At 47.4% G+C, this 22,722-nt stretch carries 16 protein-coding genes; 12 read left to right on the top strand and 4 right to left on the bottom strand.

The genetic code is table 11. The features are described from left to right. Window positions 1–130: 130 nt before the first annotated feature. Window positions 131–1,012, bottom strand: coding sequence for a helix-turn-helix domain-containing protein (locus tag ACFVQB_RS01630; RefSeq protein WP_379434686.1), 882 nt, complete (start codon window positions 1,010–1,012; stop codon window positions 131–133). 202 nt (window positions 1,013–1,214) lie between these two features. On the opposite strand from ACFVQB_RS01630, the gene ACFVQB_RS01635 reads away from it, so the two are divergent. Continuing rightward, window positions 1,215–2,729 carry a tagaturonate reductase gene (locus ACFVQB_RS01635; protein WP_379434688.1) on the top strand — a complete coding sequence of 505 codons (1,515 nt, stop codon included), beginning with the start codon at window positions 1,215–1,217 and terminating at the stop codon, window positions 2,727–2,729. Next, window positions 2,729–4,243, top strand: coding sequence for a UxaA family hydrolase (locus ACFVQB_RS01640; RefSeq protein ID WP_379434690.1), 1,515 nt, complete (start codon window positions 2,729–2,731; stop codon window positions 4,241–4,243). Before ACFVQB_RS01635 ends, ACFVQB_RS01640 begins: the two co-directional genes overlap by 1 nt. 110 nt (window positions 4,244–4,353) lie before the next feature. Here the strand turns inward: ACFVQB_RS01640 and ACFVQB_RS01645 are convergent, their stop codons facing one another. The 3 genes from ACFVQB_RS01645 to ACFVQB_RS01655 all read right to left on the bottom strand — a co-directional run bounded on the left by ACFVQB_RS01645 (window position 4,354) and on the right by ACFVQB_RS01655 (window position 8,474). Next, a complete protein-coding gene (locus ACFVQB_RS01645; protein ID WP_379434691.1) occupies window positions 4,354–5,040 on the bottom strand; it encodes an AlkZ-related protein in 687 nt (228 codons plus the stop codon). A gap of 19 nt (window positions 5,041–5,059) precedes the next feature. Continuing rightward, window positions 5,060–6,031, bottom strand: coding sequence for a helix-turn-helix transcriptional regulator (locus tag ACFVQB_RS01650; protein WP_379434693.1), 972 nt, complete (start codon window positions 6,029–6,031; stop codon window positions 5,060–5,062). A gap of 415 nt (window positions 6,032–6,446) precedes the next feature. Then, window positions 6,447–8,474, bottom strand: a complete 2,028-nt coding sequence (locus tag ACFVQB_RS01655; RefSeq protein ID WP_379434695.1) for a beta-galactosidase — start codon at window positions 8,472–8,474, stop codon at window positions 6,447–6,449. Between the two features lie 132 nt (window positions 8,475–8,606). Here ACFVQB_RS01655 and ACFVQB_RS01660 point away from each other — a divergent pair, with 132 nt between their 5' ends. From ACFVQB_RS01660 to ACFVQB_RS01705, 10 genes are all read left to right on the top strand, one after another. Next, complete coding sequence (locus ACFVQB_RS01660) at window positions 8,607–9,440, top strand: AraC family transcriptional regulator (RefSeq protein ID WP_379434696.1); 834 nt, start codon at window positions 8,607–8,609, stop codon at window positions 9,438–9,440. Between the two features lie 200 nt (window positions 9,441–9,640). After that, complete coding sequence (locus tag ACFVQB_RS01665; protein ID WP_379434698.1) at window positions 9,641–10,429, top strand: alpha/beta hydrolase; 789 nt, start codon at window positions 9,641–9,643, stop codon at window positions 10,427–10,429. Window positions 10,430–10,528: 99 nt separating this feature from the next. Then, a complete protein-coding gene (locus ACFVQB_RS01670) occupies window positions 10,529–11,191 on the top strand; it encodes an SGNH/GDSL hydrolase family protein (protein WP_090895847.1) in 663 nt (220 codons plus the stop codon). Between the two features lie 15 nt (window positions 11,192–11,206). Further along, the gene (locus ACFVQB_RS01675; protein WP_379434700.1) at window positions 11,207–12,106 is read left to right on the top strand and encodes an SMP-30/gluconolactonase/LRE family protein; all 900 of its coding nucleotides are present in this window, start codon (window positions 11,207–11,209) and stop codon (window positions 12,104–12,106) included. 361 nt (window positions 12,107–12,467) lie between these two features. Continuing rightward, entirely contained in the window at window positions 12,468–15,551 is a 3,084-nt protein-coding gene (locus ACFVQB_RS01680; protein ID WP_379434701.1) for a X2-like carbohydrate binding domain-containing protein, read from the top strand. Window positions 15,552–15,835: 284 nt separating this feature from the next. Further along, window positions 15,836–17,383 carry a response regulator gene (locus ACFVQB_RS01685; protein ID WP_379434702.1) on the top strand — a complete coding sequence of 516 codons (1,548 nt, stop codon included), beginning with the start codon at window positions 15,836–15,838 and terminating at the stop codon, window positions 17,381–17,383. A 19-nt stretch (window positions 17,384–17,402) separates the two neighbouring features. Further along, entirely contained in the window at window positions 17,403–19,172 is a 1,770-nt protein-coding gene (locus ACFVQB_RS01690; RefSeq protein WP_379434704.1) for a cache domain-containing sensor histidine kinase, read from the top strand. Window positions 19,173–19,533: 361 nt separating this feature from the next. Further along, a complete protein-coding gene (locus ACFVQB_RS01695; protein WP_379381216.1) occupies window positions 19,534–20,826 on the top strand; it encodes an ABC transporter substrate-binding protein in 1,293 nt (430 codons plus the stop codon). A gap of 132 nt (window positions 20,827–20,958) precedes the next feature. After that, window positions 20,959–21,858, top strand: coding sequence for a carbohydrate ABC transporter permease (locus tag ACFVQB_RS01700; RefSeq protein WP_379434706.1), 900 nt, complete (start codon window positions 20,959–20,961; stop codon window positions 21,856–21,858). Next, window positions 21,851–22,681, top strand: coding sequence for a carbohydrate ABC transporter permease (locus ACFVQB_RS01705; RefSeq protein ID WP_247902118.1), 831 nt, complete (start codon window positions 21,851–21,853; stop codon window positions 22,679–22,681). Before ACFVQB_RS01700 ends, ACFVQB_RS01705 begins: the two co-directional genes overlap by 8 nt. Window positions 22,682–22,722: the final 41 nt, after the last annotated feature.

Genomic DNA, 22,722 nt, shown 5'->3' on the forward strand with positions numbered 1-22,722 from the left:
TAAGGCTCCTCTGGCAGCAGAAACGCATCGTTTCCGACATTGTAATTCAGTATTATAACATACCACACGAATAGTATGGAAGAATATGTTACACATAAACAAATCTCTACATTTCAGGATGTCGTGACAATCACGTTTGATTCTGACTCTTCATGGTTTTACGGTAGGCAGCAGGTGTGGTGCCTGTCAGTTTCTTGAATTGTCGATAAAAATGGGGCAGGCTCTCAAAGCCGCAGGCATCGGCAACAACGGCCATCGTCTCATCACTTCGAAGCAGATGTTCTTTCGCCATAATGACCCGGCGGGCCAACGCATAGTCAGTTAACGTCATGCCGGTATACCTTTTGAACGCACGGCTGAAGTGAGCCGGAGATACGGCTGCCTGCCGTGCCAGTTCCGGCAAGGAAAGGCCACTTCGCAGCTCTTCATCCATATGAGTCAGCGTAGAAGAGAGCCAGCTTGGTCCAGGGACACTTCTGGCAGGACTTGCAGGACCGACTGCCTCCAATCGCTCCAGATAAATAAGTAAGAGCTGCAACCGCAGCAGAGCTGCGTGGGCACTCAGGTGATTTTCTAACTGGAATTCAGCATGAATGTCGTCAATTAGCGTAGCAACCTGTGCTTGTTCCTTGGGCTCCAGATGCCTCTTGTACAACCTGCGTTTACGACAGCGTTCAAATAGAGAGAGCATGGCCGACGCATTGCCTCCCGCTGTGGAGGCCAGTAATCCTGGACTGAAGAACAAGGCCGACGAAGTCACCGGATTCCCGGCATCCGGCAATGCGCGATGTACCGTGCTGCCAGGAATGATGAACAAATCGCCCTCCTGCATGTCTTCAAGACCGGTATCAATGAAAATGGTGCCCTGACCTCGATATACATAAATAATTTCATGCCAGTCATGAAGATGATCCGGCAACTCGTTCTGGGGGGACTTGGTATCTGCATATACCAGACGAAAAGGAATCCCCGATTCCGCCTGAATAGTTGTACGAACGGGTGAACGTTCCATTTAATCTCCTTTCGAAACAGTGGCTACAAAAAAAGAGAATACACCTGATCATAAAAGAGTACATTTACCGCAATATAAGCAATTAAATTTCCTTTTATTGATGATACAATGAATTTAAAGCGTTTTCAATGGAAGTGTAAGCGGCTGTGTGGCGTGCAGCGGGCATCTGATGTTGACAAATAAAACGATGAGGTGAATGTTCATGTCGGCGAGCACGAAAAGACCAAGGCTGAAGCTGAATCTGCTCGGAAGTGATAGCCAGCGCAAGTGCAAAGAAGTGATGGAACGCCCTGTAAAGGTACTACAGATTGGGGAAGGCAACTTTTTGCGTGGGTTTGCAGACTGGATGCTTCATGAGAGTGCCAGACAAGGCAAATTCCATGGCAGTGTTGCCGTGACCCAACCTCGGCCTGGGGGAAAGGCAAAACTGGAACAAATTCGTGATCAGGACGGATTGTATACGATGATTACCCGAGGTCTGTCACAGGGAAAAGCGGTGGAACGTACGGAAATGATCTCGATTTTTTCACAGTGTATTAATCCGTACGAAGAATGGCAGGATTTTCTGAAGCTTGCGGAGTTGCCTTCCCTGGAGTTTGTCATCTCCAATACAACCGAGTCGGGATTGAAATATACGTATGCAGAGTACACACAGGGTGAACCGGTACAATCGTTTCCGGGTAAACTGACGGTCTTTTTGCATCAGCGTTACCTGCGGTTTGATGGGGACCCATCCCGAGGATTGATTCACCTGCCCTGTGAGTTGCTCGAAGGCAATGGGGATGTACTGCGCAGTTGTGTACTGCGGCATAGTGCAGATTTTGGTTATTCTGAAGGCTTCGTTTCATGGATTGAGAACCATAACTTGTTCCTGAACAATCTGGTTGACCGGATTGTCACGGGTGCACCGACCAAGGAAGAAGCCGATTCCCTGACCAATCGCTGGGGATACGAGGATCAACTGGTCAATACGGCAGAGCCGTACCATTTCTGGGCCATTCAGGCAGATGAAGCACTGGACAAAAAACTTCCCCTTAAACAGGCGGGACTCAACGTACATTGGGTTAAGGATTTGGAACCTTTTCAGCTGCGCAAGGTTCGTATTCTGAATGGTGCTCATACACTCATGTCATCGCTCGGCATTCTGCAAGGCAAGGAACATGTAAGAGAGACGATGGAAGACCCGCAGTTTGGCTCATGGATCAGAGAAGCGGTACATCAGGAGATTGTGCCTGCACTGGATATGCCGGATCATAATCTGGATCAGTACGCAGCCGAAGTGTTTGAACGTTTCCTCAATCCGTATATTAATCACAAGCTGCAGGATATTGCATTAAATACAGTAGGGAAATTCAAGGTTCGTGTGCTGCCTACACTTTTGGCTTTTGAGCAAAATCAGGGAACCTGGCCTGCCCGGCTCGTGAAGGGATTTGCGGGATTGTTGTGTCTTTATCGTCCAGTGAGCACGCCAGACGGTTATATGGGACAGCGACTGAACGGTGAGTCCGTCCTGCTTCGGGATGATGTGGATGTTTTGGCTGCACTCGCCAAGCATTGGGATGGTTATGATCCTCTGAAGAGGGAGAAGCAGCAATTAGACCAGAGTATAGCTGCTGTATTGTCTGATGTATCGATCTGGGGAGAAAATCTGGATGATCGAGAGGGGCTTCGCGAAGCACTCGTTCACGAAATTGGTTTGCTGGAAGGTGAGAGTTGATGAATACAACACGTACAGTCAATGACTGGATTGCGATTCAACCGCAAGATGATGTCATTATAGCCCTTCGAGATTATGTAAAAGGGGAGAGCATTACCCTGCCAGACAGTACTGTTTTTACACTAAGGGATGATGTGCCCAAAGGCCATAAAATTGCTGTGCATACCCTCGCACCGGGCGAGGATGTGATGAAATATGGTTTTTCCATCGGGATTGCCAAAGAACAGATTGAGCAGGGGAGCTGGATTCACAGTCACAATCTGAAAACAGGACTTCACGGATTACTTGAATATCAGTATCAGCCGGGGCAACCTGTTCAGACGGACATGCCTCCGGAACATCTGCGCTCATTTGACGGATATCTGCGGCCTAACGGTGAAGCTGGTATCCGCAATGAAATCTGGATTGTAAATACGGTCGGCTGCATTAATAAAGTATGTGAAGCATTGGCTCGGATGGGCCAGTCACAGTTCGGCAGCAGGGTGGATGGTGTTTACCATTTCCCGCACCCTTTCGGATGCTCGCAGTTGGGTGATGACCTGAAATATACGCAGCAAGTACTGGCTTCCCTGGTGGAACACCCGAATGCCGGCGGCGTGCTGGTTATTGGGTTGGGATGCGAAAATAATCAGGTAGACCAGTTCCGCGAATGTATCGCACCGGAATATCAGGGGAAAGTCCGTTTTCTTAAAGCGCAGGAAACAGATGACGAGCTTGAAGAAGGGCTGCGTTTGATGGAAGAGCTAGTGGAGCTCGTCGAACATGAACAGCGTCAGCCGCTGCCCCTGAGCAAGCTCAAAATTGGATTAAAGTGCGGCGGTTCGGACGGTCTGTCCGGGATTACGGCGAACCCGCTCGTTGGTTCCGTTGCGGATATGCTGGTTGCCGCTGGAGGCACGGCCATATTGACCGAAGTTCCCGAGATGTTTGGTGCAGAGACCATCCTGATGAATCGGGCGGCCAGTGAGCAGGTATTTGATGATTTGGTAGACTTGGTGAACGGTTTCAAGCAATACTTTGTGAATCACGGTCAGAATATATATGAAAATCCTTCACCAGGGAACAAGGCAGGCGGAATTACCACGTTGGAAGAAAAGTCTTTGGGATGTACGCAAAAGGGAGGGCGTTCTTCCGTAGTTGATGTACTTCGTTATGGCAAACGTGTCACTCAAACCGGTCTGAACATTGTGGAAGCTCCGGGGAATGATCTCGTGTCTGTTACGGCACTGTCTGCTGCGGGTGCGCACATTGTTCTCTTCACAACAGGTCGCGGAACGCCGTTTGGAGGCCCGGTACCTACCGTCAAGATTGCAACCCAATCTGACCTCGCAAATCGGAAAAAGCACTGGATCGATTTTAACGCAGGTCAACTGCTGGAAGGAAAGACGATGCAAGACGTGAAAGTACAGCTTTTCAGCCAGCTGATCGATATTGCTTCAGGGCGGGCGCATACGCTCAGCGAGCAGCATGGATTTCGGGAAATTGCGATATTCAAGGATGGAGTCATCCTGTAATTGTATTCGTTCGTTGCTTTATATCTGCTGCATGTATGGACGTATAAACAGTAAATCCCGGTGGCCTACTTCGGCTTCCGGGATTTTTCGTTTGCAGGTATTTATTTCAATCAATGTATCGCAAAGGCTTTTTTGATTTTGGTCAGTGCGGTAGTAGAAACGTGTTTCTCCAATTGTTGTACCAGGAGTTCACTCGCGTCTGCAACGCTGCCCTCAAATGGCTTAATACCTTGACGTTTCATCCAGCAGTCTGAGGTCTCATAAGCAGAGCTGTTCCAGGCCACCTTGCCTTCAGCGAGGCCTTCTTTTTCTTTGGTGCCACAGATGACAATGGCGCTAATGCTTTGAAGGTCCAGCAGTCCCTGATCAAAAGCCTTTTTGTCCTCTTTGGCCCCAAAACCTGCCTGTGAACGCAACGTCCGTCCATCAATCCCCTCATGGTTCTCGATTATTTCATACAGTCTGAATGCATCTCGAGAGAGCAATCCCGCGTCATATTGTTCTTCCATGACTCTGGAGTCCGCGAGCAGACGGTGCACCCATGGGAAATATTCGCGTGAGACCAGGATGGCTTTCTTTTTGACAAATTTGCCATAGGCAGCGATCCCTTCCTCAGCCAGACGTGAACGCCACAACCAGGGATCAAGCGCGTTATCCTTGTGCCAGTTTTCTTTAGGCGTTATGGAGGACAGTGAAGGATATTCAGGGAATAAAGGTGCGAGCGGGAGCAGTCCCACAGCCTCTATTCGCTGAACAGCTTCTTCGTAAGTTACGATGGATTCATTCTCATTCATCATGAATTTGGCAAGCTCCTTTTTAGTGTGTGCTACAACGATTATTGTTGGAAGTAAGATACATCTGGTATACTTCCTCGGCATGTTTGCGAATCTCGCAGCGAAGGTTCTCAGGTTCAAGTACTTCTGCTTCACGTCCAAGTCGATAAAAGAATCGTACGGCCCAGGCCCACTCACCGGGAGGGCAGAGAAAGGACAGTTCCCAGACATCCGGAGCGATCTCGATCATCCGTTCTCCAATATGCTTGTCCTGTTCTGCCTCGATCATTCCGCTGTAACTCAAACGTGCCGTAACACGCGTTGGAGAACGTTCGGGAGATTTCAGTTTGCTGCGCTGTCGTTCAGCCTGTTCAGACAGCTTTTGTGATTCGAGCAGCTCAATCGGCGTAACGTCCAGAATGCGGTCGACCCTGAACAGGCGCTGTTCACCATGCTCCTCCGAATACGCTTCACAATACCAGAAACCTGCCGAAGCATAGATTCGAATAGGGCAGATCGTTAGCCAGCGTTGACGGGAAGCAGAGCGGTACAACATACGCAGCCACCCTTGTTCCGGGATACAAGCCAGAAGCGGTTCCAGATGATGAAGGATGTAGTTCCGCTCGGGGACATCATGCTGCAGTTGTTTGAGCATGGGATCCATTCTTGCCTTGACATCATCCGGAATAATGCTTTTGATTTTGTCCATTAATGTCCAGCGTTTCTCTTGAAAAGGGGTATCTGCATAATGGCTTAGGCCTTCGAGAGCAAAGATGAGAGTAGCTGCTTCAACCGGGTCCAATTGCAGTGGGGGCAGTACATACCCCTCCATAAGTCTGAAGCCGCCTCCGGGACCGGAGATAGCAATGATCGGGACATTCATCTCTGAGAGTGATTGGATATCCCGCAGGATGGTACGGCGGGAAACTTCAAACTTTTCTGCAAGTGAATGTGCCGTTTCGTGACCGTGCTGCAATGCCATAACGATGGCGGCAAGCCGATTTGTTCTATTCATGTCAGCCACTCCGTTTCGAGGGTTGCGCCGCCGGAATGAATGCTGGAGTGTTCCTCCCATTGTAACAGTGTATAAGTGACATCATGGCTGTCACCAATATTTCGCAGCATTATATTAATTATTCAATATAGTGCAGCGCCTGCTTACAGAGGGGCCGCTTCCTTTTCCCGGCGGGGCGTCGTTAAATTGTGTGTCTCGTCCAATTCGCTTCGCTTCTCGGTATTTCCTTCTAACCGAGAGCCTCACAAATAATGACAAAAACCCGTATCCGGTCTAAACGGATACGGGAAGTAGCAGATTGAAACAAGTTCATCCATATAATACTTCAAATTTTAACAATTGACACGCTTTTAAGCCGCAAATTTTGGATCAATGCGATATCCATGTAACATGTTGTATCATCGGTTTTCGAATATTATTTCATTTCAAGCAGTTGTACACCGCGACCTTCAATCTCGATCGTACCTGAAAGGGACCGAGCTGTGAGCAAATCATGAGCCTCAGCCTTGCCCAAATCATAGGATTGAGAGGTAGCATTGTGATTCATGACAAACAGGTACTGTTGTCCATCCTTGGTACGAGCAGTCACTTCAACACCTTCCGGAGTATCCAGAAGAGAATCAATATTTTTGGCTGCGGCCAGTTGTCCCAGCAAGCCGTCCAGGAAGCGATCTTCCGGATCGGAAGCTACATACCAGGCTTCACCTTGACCAAACGTGTTACGGGTTACCACAGGCATGCCTTTGTAGAAGTCGTCTCCATACTCGGCGATGATTTCTGCACCTTCACTGTGCAGCAAGTCACACAACATGCCGCAACCATATTCTCCTTGAAGATCACCATAAGCCTCTTTCAGGATAATACTGTTTTTTTGTTCCGGCAGGAGGGCATCAATTTCTTCGACCCAGATACCAAGCAGTTTGCGAAGTTCGCCCGGGTAACCACCGGTTGTTACAATGTCACTCTCATTGACGATACCACTGAAGAAGGTTGTCAGGAATGTGCCGCCTGCTTCTACAAACTTCTCCAGTTTGGCCGCAAAGCCTGATTTAACCATATAGAGTACCGGAGCGAGCACGATGTCGTATTTACTGATATCGGTATCCACACTAACGATGTCCACCTGAATGTTGCGGCGGAAGAAGGCAGCGTAGTATTTGTGAATTTGATCTACATAGTTCAGTGCAACGGTAGGTCCGCTGGATTTCTCAATTGCCCACCAGTTATCCCAGTCAAACACAATCGCGACTTTGGCATCCACAGTAGCATCCAGCGTTTTATCGCCCAGCAACTGTAATTCCTTGCCCAGCTCCGCGACTTCACGGAATACACGGGTATGTTCATGTCCGACATGTTCAATGACTGCACCATGATATTTCTCGCAGGCGCCAATAGAACGGCGGAGCTGGAAGAACATGATTGTATCCGCGCCGTGAGCGACAGATTGGTAACTCCACAGACGCATGACGCCGGGGCGTTTCAATGAGTTATAAGGCTGCCAGTTCTGCTGGCTTGGTGTCTGCTCCATGAGCATAAACGGCTGACCGTCCTTCAATCCACGCATCAGATCATGAGCCATAGCTGTGAAACTCACCGGGGTCGCAAGACCTGGATAGCTGTCCCAGGAGACGATATCCATATATTTGGCCCATTTGAAATAGTCCAGCTGTTTGAAAAATCCCATCAGATTGGTCGTAACGACCGAATCCGGGATATGTTTTTTGATCGCATCATATTCCAGACGGTAACAATCAAGCATACTGTCGGAGTTGAAGCGGGAGTAATCAAGCGAGATGCCCTGGAACGTGGAATTGTTGTTTCCCCAGTGCTCACTCAGGTTACTTGGCAATACAATCTCATCCCAATCGTAGAATGTATGACCCCAGAAATTGGTGTTCCATGCTTTGTTGAGCTGCTCCAGGGTCTGGTAGCGTTCTTTGAGATGCACGCGGAACGCTTTCTCACAGTTATCACAATAACAATCGCCGCCATATTCGTTGGAGATATGCCATACAAGCACAGCAGGGTGGTCCTTGTAACGTGCCGCCAGCTTGTCTGCAATCCTTTCGGAGTATTTGCGGTAGGTTGGGCTATTCGGACAGGAGTTATGCCGGCCACCGAATTTGCGTTTGCGTCCATCGGCATCCACACGCAGTACATCCGGGTATTTCTTCGCCATCCACGCTGGATGTGCAGCAGTGCTTGTCGCGAGGCAAATGTAAATGCCGCTTTCATAGAGACTGTTAATTAACTGGTCGAGTCCTTCAAAATTATAAGTGACTTCATCAGGCTGAATCAGTGCCCATGAAAATACGTTGATGGTCGCAATATCAATACCTGCCAATTGGAACATGCGCAGATCTTCAAGATGAGTCTCATGATCCCATTGTTCAGGGTTATAGTCGCCGCCGTAGAACATTTTGGGTAACTTGCTGCTAATCAAATGTGTTCACCTCTTGTATAAGAATAATTCTATACTATATGATGGATATGACTTTTAAAATATAAGAAAAGTAATGAAACATATAAGAATATGGAACTGTAACCTTGGCTTTGTTCAAAGGAGAGAATCTCTATGCTCATCACACCCGATCATCGGCGCTACTTTATGACCCCACGGGATCAGCCGCTTCCACTCTACATCGAGAGTATAGGATATAACGGCAATCAGGAGAATGTGTACAGACCTGCCGGATATCCTTGTTATCACTGGCTTCAGACGGTGAAGGGAGCTGGAGAGTTCAGATTTGCAGGTTCAACTGTGCAGCTGGGGGAGACATCCGGCATTTTGCTGCCGCCGAATGAGCCGCACGAGTATGTACGCTCGCAAGGAGAATGGGAGACACTTTACATTACATTTGGAGGCTCCCAGTGCCCGGCCATTACAGAGTCGCTTGGTTTGGGGGAGGCAGCCCTTCACCAGTGGGACTCAGAGAGCCAGCTTGAATATTATGGCAGGGAAGTGCTGGGTTCCATCAGCAGTGACCAGGATTTATCCGGCTTGGAAGCGTCAGCGGACATGTACCGATTTCTGATTTTGCTCAAAAAACATGGCATGACGGGCAGTCGATCTTCGATCTCCCATGCCGTAGAACGGCTGGCTCCGTTAATTTCATTTATGAATGAACACTATGCCGATCCCGAAATCGGTCTTGAACAGATGGCTGCCATACCAGGCATTACGCCTAGGCATCTGAATACCCTTTTCAAACAATCCTTTGGCATGACCGCCTACAGTTATTTCATTCTCCTCCGTATTCGCAAATCGAAAGAATGGATGACAGGGGACAGTAAACTAACCGTCAAGGAAACGGCAGCGAAGGTGGGTTTTCGGGATGCGAGTCATTTTGTGGCTACATTTCGGAGGATTGAGGGCGTAACTCCGGAGCAGTATCGAACGTTATATTAATCATTCAGAGTTATAAATGTGCTATAAAACACTGTTCAAGCATGAGGATTCCGTGTAACCTGTTACAAATTGAACAAAAAGTGATGCCAGGAAGGTATTGATGCGCAAGGGTGCTTCCCGTTATGATGATATCGATTCCTTAGATTGGAAAATGACTATACGGATCAACGTATCCGTTCAACTTAGAGAGGATGATAGAAGTGACAACAACAATACCATTGTGGGACCATGCAGCGCCTTATGCGGCCAAGGGTTATGAGGATGAAATGCCCCATCTTATTCCATTTATTCAGCCAGGTTCCGAGAGCGCTGTCATTATATGTCCGGGTGGGGGCTATGGATTTTTGGCCGATCATGAAGGAGCTCCAATCGCTGAATTGCTGAACCGTGCGGGAATTAGCGCATTTGTGCTGAAGTACCGTGTGGCGCCTCACCAGCATCCGGCACCCATGACAGATGGTCAGCGTGCGATCCGTTATGTACGGGCTCATGCCGAGCAATATGGCATTCAACCTTTCAAAATTGCCGTGCTTGGATTCTCGGCGGGTGGTCATCTTACAGCCACGTTGGGAACCTTGTATGACGAGGGTCAACCAGATCATGAAGACCCTATTGAACGGGAGAGTTCACGCCCGGATCGGGTTATTCTTTGTTATCCGGTAATTACGATGGACTCCTATGGACATGCCGGTTCTCGTGATAATCTGCTTGGGTCAGATGTGTCTGCCGAACAGATCAAGGCCTTCAGTGCGGAGCAGCAGGTGAAAGCCGACGCTCCTGAAGCATTTATCTGGCATACGAGTGATGATCAGGCGGTCCCTGTAGAAAACAGTTTGCGTTACGCGCTCGCCCTGGGTGCACACGGCATTCCTTATGACTTGCATGTATTTGAAAAAGGTTCACATGGTCTGGGATTGGCAGAGGATGACCATGCCGTTCGGGCTTGGTCTGATCTGTGCCTGACCTGGCTTAAGAATCAAGGGTGGTAACACGGCACCTGGCTGAGCTCTGCCTTTCCTGAATATGAAATATGAATACGAGTGATCTCACATATTTTAACGCTTATGAGAGCGAAGGAGAAAACGACAATGAAATTGCAAAAGAATGATAAGCTGCTTTTTATCGGAGATTCAATCACAGATTGTGGCCGTGAACATCCTGTTGGTGAAGGTAGTTCTGGACTGGGGCACGGCTATGTGGCGCAAGTGTATGCCTTGCTGCGTTCCATCTACCCGGAATTGATGTTACGGATTCAAAATGTGGGTAATAGTGGGAATACAATCCGTGATTTGAAGCAGCGCTGGGACCGTGATGTGCTTGATCTCAAACCGGATTGGCTAACCATCATGATCGGGATTAATGATGTATGGCGTCAATTTGACAATCCGTTATCCACAGACTCGCAAGTTTTCCTGGAGGAGTATGAATCTACACTGCGTGATCTGGTTGCTTCTGTTCGTCCTGGATTGAAAGGACTTGTTCTGATGTCTCCTTATTATTTGGAAGCCAATCCGGAAGATCCGATGCGGGCTACGATGGATATATACGGTGAAGCTGTTCGTAGAGTAGCCGCGGAATATGATGCCATTTTCGTGGATACACAGGCTGCATTTACTCCATTCTGGGATCATTTCTATACGTCTGTGCTGACTTACGATCGGGTTCATCCCGATGCAACAGGCCATATGGTGCTTTCCAAAGCGTTCTTGGATGCCATTGGTTTCGAATGGTCAGGCGGCGTCAAATCTTAAAAAGGACGTGATGGCATGAGCAATTTGAACATTGCAGTACATACCCCTGCACTGCTGGGCGAAGGTCCAAGCTGGGATGCTGAACACAATCGATTGTTATGGGTGGATATTGAAAGTTACAAGATCCATGTATACGTTCCGGCTTCAGGAGAGGATTGGACTTATGATGTTGGCGAGCATGTAGGTGCGGTTGTGCCATACCACGATGATGAGGTTGTCGTTGCTTTGCGCAGTGGCTTCCACACCTATAACTTGCTCACGGGAGAGTTGCAGCCGATTGAAGATCCGGAGACAGGCAAGGACAACAACCGTTTCAATGATGGAAAATGTGACGCGCTCGGCCGCTTCTGGGCAGGGACGATGAGCATGAACAATGAAAGCAAGGCAGGGGCATTTTATTGCCTGGAGGAAGGACAGCCTGTTCGAACGTTGTTCAGGGATGTATCCACATCCAATGGTTTGGGATGGAGCCCGGATCAACAGAAGATGTATTACATTGACACACCGACACGATCCATTGACCGTTTTGATTTTGATCTGGCTGCTGGAGAAATTACGAACCGGACCAGTGTAATTACTATACCGGAGGAATTTGGCTATCCGGATGGAATGACGGTAGACAGTGAGGGAATGCTGTGGGTTGCCCACTGGGGCGGAGGAAGAGTCACTCGCTGGAATCCGCATACGGCAGAGCTGCTGCAACAGATTGAGGTACCTGCAGATCAGGTGACATCCTGCTGTTTTGGAGGTCCGGAGTTGGAGGACTTATATATTACGACTGCGCGAATTGGTATTCAAGAAGATCGGCTGACGGAGACGCCGAATGCTGGATCTCTATTCGTAGTCAGACCGGGTGTGAAAGGACAGAAAACCTACGCGTTTGGCGGGGGAGCACAGTCGGATACTAATAAATAAAGAACCGTGCTACTGGAATTGTGTTCTTCTGTTTATTAAATATGTATCAACAGAGAAGGGTGCTGTTTTATACAGCATCCTTTTTTGTGTTTTCAAATGCGAAATACAGAAAAAAATTACAAAAAATAGAATTTGGGCAGAAGGGGTTTTTTAATTGCCATCGAATGTTATTTATTGAAAGGTTAATACAATCCATGGTAATCGAAATCGATTTATGAAAGCGTTTTATAAAATGGAGAGGAGGTGGGGCTGGTTGCCTGATCCAACGCATTAAATGTCTGACACTGCACTCATTAACATGATGGCACAGCGGGGGGTTTACCGGATGCGATGAACATATTGAAGAGGAGGCTAAGTAATTATGAAAACGTTTTTGGAAAAGCTGCGAGTGATGAGCTTGACGGTTGCCGTTGCAGCAGTTTCACTGGGCGTGCTCGCTGGAACAACAGATGCGGCACCGAGTGATTCATATCAGTGGAAAAATGTTGTGACCGGGGCTGGCGGCGGTTTTGTGCCGGGGATTATTTTCAATGAGTCAGAGAAAGATTTGATCTATGCCCGGACGGATATCGGAGGAGCCTATCGCTGGAATCCTGCCAACGAGAGCTGGATCCCGCTCACCGATTTTGTCGGCTGGGATGACTGGAACAAAAACGGTGTTGATGCGCTGGCAACAGACCCGGTTGATCCGAATCGAGTGTATATGGCTGTCGGCACGTACACGAATTCATGGGACAAAAACAACGGCTCCATCCTGCGCTCTACGGACCGCGGTGATACTTGGCAGACAACCACTCTTCCGTTCAAAGTCGGCGGTAACATGCCGGGACGTTCCATGGGGGAACGTCTCACCGTTGATCCAAATAAAAACAGCATTTTGTATTTTGGTGCACGTAGTGGCAATGGCCTCTGGAAAAGTACGGATTACGGTGTAACCTGGAACAAAGTAACGAACTTCCCGAATCCGGGCACGTATGTGGAAGACCCGTCTTATGAGTATACCAGTGACATCGTGGGTCTTTCTTGGATCACGTTTGACAAATCAACAGGTTCTGCTGGACAGGCAACACAGACCATCTATGTCGGGGTAGCCGACAAAAATCAAAGTATATACCGCAGTACAAATGGAGGCGCAACGTGGAGCGCTGTTGCTGGACAGCCTACAGGTTATTTGCCTCATCACGGGGAACTGGATGCGAATGGAAATCTCTATATCTCTTACAGCGATGGTGCAGGCCCTTATGATGGGGAAAAGGGAGACCTGTGGAAATTAAATACGACTACAGGTGTATGGACCAACATTAGTCCAGTGCCGAGCAGCAGCTCGGACAATTATTTTGGATACGGCGGACTGGCTGTAGATGCTCAGCATCCTGGTACACTGATGGTGGCAACCCTCAACTCCTGGTGGCCTGATGCCAATCTGTTCCGCAGTACGGACAGTGGTGCTACTTGGACCCGCATCTGGGAATTCGATGGATATCCAAACCGCAAAATGCGCTACACACAGGATATTTCGGCCGCGCCTTGGTTGACCTTTGGGACGAATCCTGCACCGCCTGAAGTTTCTCCAAAGCTGGGCTGGATGATTGGCGATCTAGAGATTGATCCGTTTGATTCTGACCGTATGATGTATGGGACAGGCGCGACCATCTACGGCACGAAAAATCTGACAGACTGGGATGACGGCAACAAAATCAATATTTCAGTGATGGCCAAAGGGGTCGAGGAGATCGCGGTTCTAGATCTGATCAGCCTGCCAAGCGGGGCTCATTTGTTAAGTGGGGTAGGGGATGTCTCGGGATTCCGTCATAACGATCTGGATCAGGCACCGGCTACGATGTTTACCAGCCCCAACTACTCTTCTACGGAAAGTCTGGATTTTGCAGAGTTAAGTCCGAATACCATGGTTCGCGTAGGGAAAGCAGACTACACGGCTGATCCGAATGCAAAATCCATTGGTTTGTCCAGCGATGGTGGGACGACGTGGTATAAGGCGAACGCAGAGCCTGCCGGCACAACCGGAGGAGGAACCGTAGCGATCTCTGCAAATGGTAATCGACTAGTATGGAGCACGTCAGACAAGGGTGTGCATTATTCCACTGGCGGCAACTCATGGACAGCGAGTTCAGGTATACCCGCGCAGGCAAAAGTGATCTCCGACCGGGTGAACCCGAACAAATTTTATGGATTTGCTGCCGGTAAAGTCTACGTGAGCACCAATGGTGGCGCCTCCTTCACTGCATCTGCGGCTGCCGGACTTCCGGTAGAAGGAAATGCGGATCTGGACGCAGTTCCAGGAACGGAAGGCGTACTTTGGTTTGCAGGCGGCAGTGAAGAGGAAGGGCCATATGGTCTGTGGCATTCCACCGATTCAGGAGCGGCCTTTACCAAGCTTGCAAATGTGGAGGAAGCGGACAGCATCGGTTTTGGTAAAGCGGCACCTGGGCAGAACGTGGTCGCGCTGTACACGATTGCAAAGATCGACGGAACACGTGGATTTTTCCGTTCCGATGATGGCGGGGCGAATTGGGTACGGATTAATGATAATCAGCATCAATATGCACGTGTGACCACCATTACAGGTGATCCACGTCTGTATGGAAGAGTGTATTTGGGTACAAATGGACGGGGGATTTTATATGCTGACCGTATTGGTGGGAACAATGGCGGTGGAGAAGGTGGAGGCGAGTCTCCGGTGACCAGTTCGGCCATCACACCAGTGAATGCGGAATTTGACAAGAATACAAGCAATCAGACCAATATTCCTGTCACGTTGACACTGAACGGAAACACCCTTAGTGCAATACGTAATGGCAGTGCAACACTGGTTTCAGGTACGGATTACACATTATCGGGCAATCAGGTTGTGTTGAGTAAAACCTATCTGGCTTCTTTGCCCAAGGGAAGCGCAGCGTTAACCTTTCATTTCAGTGCAGGCAGTGATGCAATCCTGAATCTGACCATCAAAGACACGACGGCTGTACCCGCGGGAGCCATTCGAATTGAGATGTTTAATGGAACGATTTCAGCAACGGGTAACTCCATTAATCCCAAGCTCAAATTAACGAATACAGGTACTACAGCGATCAATCTTTCCGATGTCAAAATTCGTTACTACTATACGATTAATGGCGCTCAGAACCAAAACTTTTTCTGTGACTGGGCAACAGCTGGAAACGACAATGTTACAGGGACGTTTAGTGCGCTGTCGACCCCAGTGACCGGAGCGGATTACTTGCTGGAGATTGGGTTCAAAGCTTCTGCAGGTTCACTGGCTGCGGGGCAAAGTACTGAAATTCAGGCACGTTTCTCCAAAAGCGACTGGACCAACTACATTCAGACGGATGATTATTCGTTTGCTCCAAGTCAAACAGCCTATGCCGACTGGACCAAAGTAACGGGATATATTGCCGGAAGTCTTCAATGGGGGATCGAACCTTAGGCATGAGCTTGAAATGAAAGTCTGACTTAATCTAAACGTACATCGATAAGAAGTCCTGGCTCGCCGAAAATGATTCATGGCTGGCCAGGGCTTCTTATTTTGTCGAAATATAGTGTACACTAAAGAGAGTTTCCATTGATAAAACGTTCGTTTTGAGATATAAAAAGAAGTACAAAACTTTAAAGTTAATGTAACCGCTAACACGGGTAGGCTATTCTATCCGATATATGATGGTATAACCTGCACAGACATAGAAGAAAGATTAGACAAGGGGGTCAAGGGTCATGAACCGGTTGTGTAAGGTGCTGATTGTTGACGATGAGTTTCTTGTAAGACAAGGTATTAAGCACCATATGAACTGGGAAGCTGAAGGTTTTCAGATTGTAGGTGAAGCTTCCAACGGGGAAGAAGGGCTTGAACAGGTACAGTTGTTACAGCCGGATATTGTCATTACGGACATCGTGATGCCTGTGATGGATGGGGAAACATTTGTCCGGACGTTAAAAGCCAGCCATCCTCAGATTGAAGTTATCGTACTTAGCAGCTTTAGTGAATTTGAATATGTACGTTCAACGCTCCAGAATGGAGCAGCAGACTATATATTGAAACCGAAACTGGATACCAATGAATTATTACAAGTACTTCAGCGTACGGCTGGCAAAATTCCCGAATTGCAGTTTGAGCCTTCACATGATGGGTGGAGGCTCGGACAACTGATGGAAAAGATGCTGTCCGGTTTTACGTTGGATGAGGAAAATGAGATGCATATGATAAGGGAGACGTTTCCTCACCGATGTTTCCGCTTACTCGTATATAAGCCGCAGGATACACAAGTACATGTGCACAAGCTGGATAACGAGCAATTGGAGTTCAGATTACGGAATCTGCTCCCCGACGTAGAATGCGCAATCGTTCCAGCGGAAGGCGCGTCTCCTGTAATGCTCCTTAATGTTGAGCCCTCCAAGGATGAATGGATGGTACAGCGGATCAAGGAGTTGGCCAGCGAGAATAAGGACGGGCAGGACGGACCTTGCTGGGTGCTGAGCGACAGCTTTTCTTCATTTGAAGAGATGGGGGACGTATATCGAACACGTCTGATCAAGCTAATGGAGTATCGCTTTTATTATGAGGACCGATCTATCCTGGTGTATGGCGAACTTCCGCCTCTTCACCCTGCCGGGTATCAGTTCAATGTGAACATGTTTTTGCAGCATGTTAAGCGAAATCGAACAGAAGCAGCAAGAGAATATTTGCAGGAGCATGCCCTTACGCTGGGACGGGATTATATTGCCGATGTGTTTGAAATCAAGTCCTTTCTGGGCAATCTGATCTTTAACGTGACCATTACCTTGGCAGATATGGATGTGCAGTCCGCTGCGCTGGAAGAGAGCAAGTATGCCTATTTCAAACATGTGGACGGCGCTTCCAGTCTGACAGAAGCGATGAAGGTACTGGATCAGTTCATGGCTGAGGTACAGGAGTGCACGACTGGAGAAGGTGGACGACGAAGTGATCCGAATATGAAAATGCTGCTGGAATATATGCATGAGCATTTTGATCAGCCACTCGGACTTGCCGATGTAGCCAAGCATTTTCATTTTAATCCATCGTACTTGTCCAGTTATTTCTCTTCACACAAAAAAGAAGGCTTTAACGAATATTTGAATAAAATTCGGATTGAAAAGGCAGAGGAACTTCTCCGGTCAGACGATGTTACCATTTCCGAAATTAGCAGCATGGTGGGGTATTCCGACCACAGCTACTTTTGCAAGGTGTTCAAAAAATTTACCGGACTGTCACCGAGCCGATACCGGCGAAAATTCTGGGCATAACGTCAGAAGGAAGAAATAAATGAAGAAATGGATGAATGCCTTTTCAAGGCTTGGACTTTTTCCAAAATTGTTTCTGGTTATGGTGATCAGCATTGTTCTCGTGTCGGTACTTATCCTGTGGACGACCATCCACATGTCGACCCGACTGTTTACCGAGACGTTCAGCATTACCAATTCCAAAGTGCTGAACCAGATCAAAACGAATTTTGAGTCATTTAATGATGCCATCGCAGCGGTAGCCAACAATGTGAGCCAGAGCGGCTCGATCCGCGGCTTTTTGTCCGAAGGTGAGGGCGATTCACTTACAATGGCGAAGTCCTACTATCATATGCGAGAGGCGATGGATCGAATTCAGACCATCACCGAATCGTATGAGGTGGGCATCACGATAAGTGGCATCAACGGACGCACGTATTCAACCGATCGTTCTCACTTGAGCATGTCGGTAGACGAGCTGAAACAGATGCCTATTACGATGGAGGCGACCAAGCTGCCCAGCCGATTGATTTTCGACGATTATCGTCTCGACGAGGGCTCGGGTTCAGAACAGATGATATCCGCGACCAAAGCGCTGACCAATCGAAGCGAGGGCAGTATGTATGGCATGTTATACGTCACGATGAGAGAGCGTATGTTCCGTCAGTTCTATAGTAGCTTTACAAGCAGGGGCAATGATGTGGTCATCCTGAACGAAAACGGGGAGATTGTTTCCTCCAATCGGGAAGATTGGATCGGGACTCAGCAATTGCAACTGCTATCGTATGCGAGACAAATGAGCAATGATAACAGTAAAGGGGTTAACGCACATGTAATGGAGCAAGATAGCGTTGTTCTGTCGGAATACTTACCCATTTATCGCTTCTATATCGTCAATGTGGTCGATAAGGAGCAGGCGATGGGACAACTGCTGGATATGAAGACCATTGCCCTGATCTGTGCGGCTATCGTTGCAGGAGCACTTGTGCTGGTGTTTCTTATTACGAATCAGATTACCAAGTCGCTCCGCAGGCTGGTGAAACAGATGTCCAATATTACGAAAAGTGATCTGGATAATTATATTCCGGTCAGTGGCAGCTATGAGAGCCGACAACTGAGTCATGCTTACAATTACATGCTGGACGAACTGCATGATTATGTGGATCAACTGGTGATGACTCAACGTGAGCAACGAAATGCGGAGCTTGCTGCTTTGCAGAGCCAGATTAATCCTCATTTTCTATACAATACACTCGCTTCGGTTAAGGTGCTGGTACAGCAAGGCAATAAGGATCGTGCAGCCGAGACCATCAACGCATTGATCTCGCTCCTGCAAAATACGATTAGTGATGTAAGTGAGACGGTCACGGTGGAGCAGGAAGTGGAGAATTTAAAAAATTATGTGTTCATTAATCACGTCAGGTACGGCGGACGGATCAAGGCAGCTTTCTATATATCCCCGGATTGTACCCTTTATCATGTGCCCAAGCTGGTGATTCAGCCCTTTATCGAGAATGCGTTCTTCCATGCCTTTATCAAGAAGGATACAGGAACGATTCATGTGATGGTGTCCAGAGCAGGTGAATCACTGATCTGTGAGATTATGGACAATGGCGACGGGATTGAGGGGTTCTCCATGGGAGAGTCGCTGCCCAATCCGAAGAACAATCGACAGCTGTTTAGTGGAATCGGTATACGTAATGTTCACGACCGAATTCAACTGCTCTATGGTACGCCATACGGTGTTACGATCATGAGCACGCCTGGCGAGGGAACCAGAGTGACGGTGACGCTCCCTTTAATCACTCAATAATGGCACAACGAGCTGCGAATCTTTATTGACCGCTCCGAAAGAGTCTTCCGAACGCTGCATTGTAGCAGAATAGGAGGGCTCTTTTTAATGCAAAATAATATCCATCGGATGAAGCAAAAAGGATCATTGGTAAACATTTTAGATGGAAAAAGTACAAATTCAAAAGAAATTACCATAATCCAAAATTAATGCAAGCGGTTTCTGTAAAGGTTTTCATTGTGGCAATAAGATGACAAATCGGCACAAAATTATTACTAACGAATGACGATTTGGGAATGATAAGATGATTACATCGAAAGCAACCGCTTTCAGAAAACGTAAACAAATTACACACAAAGAGGTTGAAGGGGAGTTGAATGATTTGAAAAAAATGTGGGTATTGATGCTCGCTACTGTCCTGTTGTTGTCCGCATGTTCATCCGGCGGTGGAGGCAAAACGGCTAGCGGTGGTGACGAAAAAACAAACGAGATCACAATTTGGGCTTGGGACAAAGCATTTAACGTTGCTGCACTTGAAACAGCAAAAGAAGCATATCAGAAACAAAATCCCGATCTGAAAATCAACATCATTGAGAATGCTCAAGATGCTATTATTCAGAAGCTGAACACAGGCCTGAACTCTGGAACAAGCAGCGGTCTTCCTAACATCGTTCTGATTGAGGACTATCGTTCACAAAGCTTCCTGAGTGCATATCCTGATGCATTCAAAGATTTGTCTTCCACGATTAAAGCTTCCGATTTTGCAGATTACAAAATTGGACCAACATCCTATGAGGGCAAACAATATGGAGTTCCATTTGACTCCGGCGTAGCAGGTTTGTACTACAGAACGGACTTGCTGGAACAAGCGGGCTACAAGGCTGCTGACTTGCAAGACATCACTTGGGATGATTACATCCAAATCGGTAAAGACGTAAAAGCAAAAACAGGTAAAGAGCTGCTGTCTCTTGACCCGAATGATCTTGGAATCATTCGCATGATGATCCAGACTGCAGGCAAATGGTACACTGCAGAAGATGGCAAGACACCTGACATCAGCAGCAACCCTGCATTGAAAGAAGCTTTCGAAACGTACAAAAAAATGATGGATGCCAACATTGTTAAATTGCACTCTGACTGGAGTCAATTTGTTGCCAACGCCAATAACGGTAGCGTAGCAACAATTCCTACAGGTAACTGGTTCTCACCATCTGTACGTCAAGAAGCTTCCCAATCCGGTAAATGGGCTGTAGCTCCAATGCCAAAAATGGCTGGCCAACCAAACTCTGTACACGCATCCAACCTGGGTGGTAGCTCCTGGTATGTTATGAATAACGTTCCTGGTGCAGATCAAGCAGCTGACTTCCTGGCAAAAACATTTGGTTCTGACAAACAACTGTATCAAGACTTGTTGACTAACATTGGTGCTATTGGTACGTACAAACCGGCTGTAGATGGTGATGCATACAACAAGGCAGACGAGTTCTTCGGCGGTCAAAAAATCTATAGTGATTTTGCAACATGGACCAAAGAAATTCCAAATGTAAACTACGGTAGTAACACATATGCAATTGAAGACATTCTGGTTGTTGAAATGCAAGCGTACCTGAACGGTAAAGCAATTGATGACGTTCTAGCCGATGCACAAAAACAAGCTGAAGCACAATTAAACTAAGATACCCAAGGTAACTTATAGAACCCTAGGTAACATCGGAGCCGTCTCCCTTGTCTGGCGCAAGCTGAACCGGACAAGGCGAGAGGCTCTGTAGGTTCTACCCATGTTCCATGGAGAGAGAGGAGCCATACTGTGAAAGCCATAAATACAGGAGACAGTCTCCAAAAGAAAAATAATTTGACTGGATGGGCTTTTGTTTTGCTGGCTGTTGTCGGAATTGTAGCATTCTACTTCTATCCGATGATTCAAGCGCTGCTCTTATCATTCAAGTCTGGCAAAGGTGCCAACCTTGAATTTTCGGGCCTTGCGAACTACAAGAGATTGTTGGTTGACACAACTTTCCGTACAGCATTATCGAATACGTTCATTTACTTGATCATTCAAGTACCTGTAATGATTATTCTCGGTTTGTTCATTTCCGTATTGCTAAATGACAGCACACTGCGTTTCCGCAGCTTTTTCCGTACAGCCATTTTCTTGCCTTGTGTTACTTCACTCGTAGCTTACTCGGTTGTATTCAAATATTTGTTTGCACCGGATGGTATGGTGAACCAGGCGTTGTTGGGCTTGCACATCATCGGCACTCCAATTCAATGGATCACGGACCCGTTCTGGGCTAAAATTACGATCATAATCGCCGTGACTTGGCGTTGGACCGGATATAACATGATTTTCTATCTGTCATCTCTGCAAAATATAGATCAATCGATCTATGAAGCAGCCAAAATTGACGGAGCCAATGCATTCACCCAATTTTTCAAAATTACCGTACCTTTGCTCAAACCGATAATCCTCTTCACATCCATTACATCGACCATCGGTACCTTGCAGATCTTTGATGAGATTATGAACATTACCAAAGGTGGTCCGGGTAACGCGACCATGTCCATTTCGCAATATATCTACAACCTTTCGTTCAAATATTCACCGGACTTCGGATATGCGGCAACCGTTTCTTACTCCATCGTAATTTTGATCATAATATTGTCCATTATCCAGTTTAAAGTGGCAGGTGATAATAAAAATGGCTAAAGCTAAAGCAAAACGGATTTTCACTTACGTCTTCCTATCCATCGTCGCCTTTGTATCCATTTTTCCATTTTTCTGGATGCTGGTCAGCTCTACAAATGCATCTGTCGATGTTACCAAAGGCAGATTGCTGCCAGGTTCGGCTTTCCTTGATAACTTCAACAAACTGATTGACTCGACCAATCTGGTGCAGGCTCTGGGGAACTCGGCTATTATCTCCGTTGTCTCAACGGTTCTGGCTCTGCTGATTGGTTCGATGGCAGGTTATGGCTTTGAGGTATATCGTACGAAATCCCGTGATGTTGTGTTTAACATCTTGTTGTTATCCATGATGATTCCGTTCGCAGCGATTATGGTGCCACTGTACCGTATGTTTGCAACGATCTCAAGTGTTACACCGGTCATCGGGATCAACACCATGGCATCCGTCATTTTGCCAACCATTACGACAGCGTTTCTGATCTTCTTCTTCCGTCAGAACACCAAAATGTTCCCGAAAGATCTGCTGGAAGCTGGACGTATTGATGGACTGAGCGAGCTGGGGATCTTCCTGAAGATCTACATGCCAACGATGAAAACAACATACGCAGCAGCAGCGATTATCACATTCATGAGCAGCTGGAACAACTATCTGTGGCCGCTGATTGTATTGCAAACGCCTGACCAACAAACGATTCCGCTGCTGATTTCGAATCTCGGTTCGGGATACGCTCCAGATTATGGCGTAATTATGACAGCGATCGTTATTGCCACGCTGCCGACAGCAATCGTATTCTTCATCATGCAGAAACATTTTGTCGCCGGAATGGTTGGTTCTGTGAAATAATGGAATAACGTTCATACCTGCATGTAAAGGGTTGCATTGCA

Source organism: Paenibacillus sp. NPDC057886 (assembly GCF_042796655.1).
Lineage (GTDB): Bacteria > Bacillota > Bacilli > Paenibacillales > Paenibacillaceae > Paenibacillus.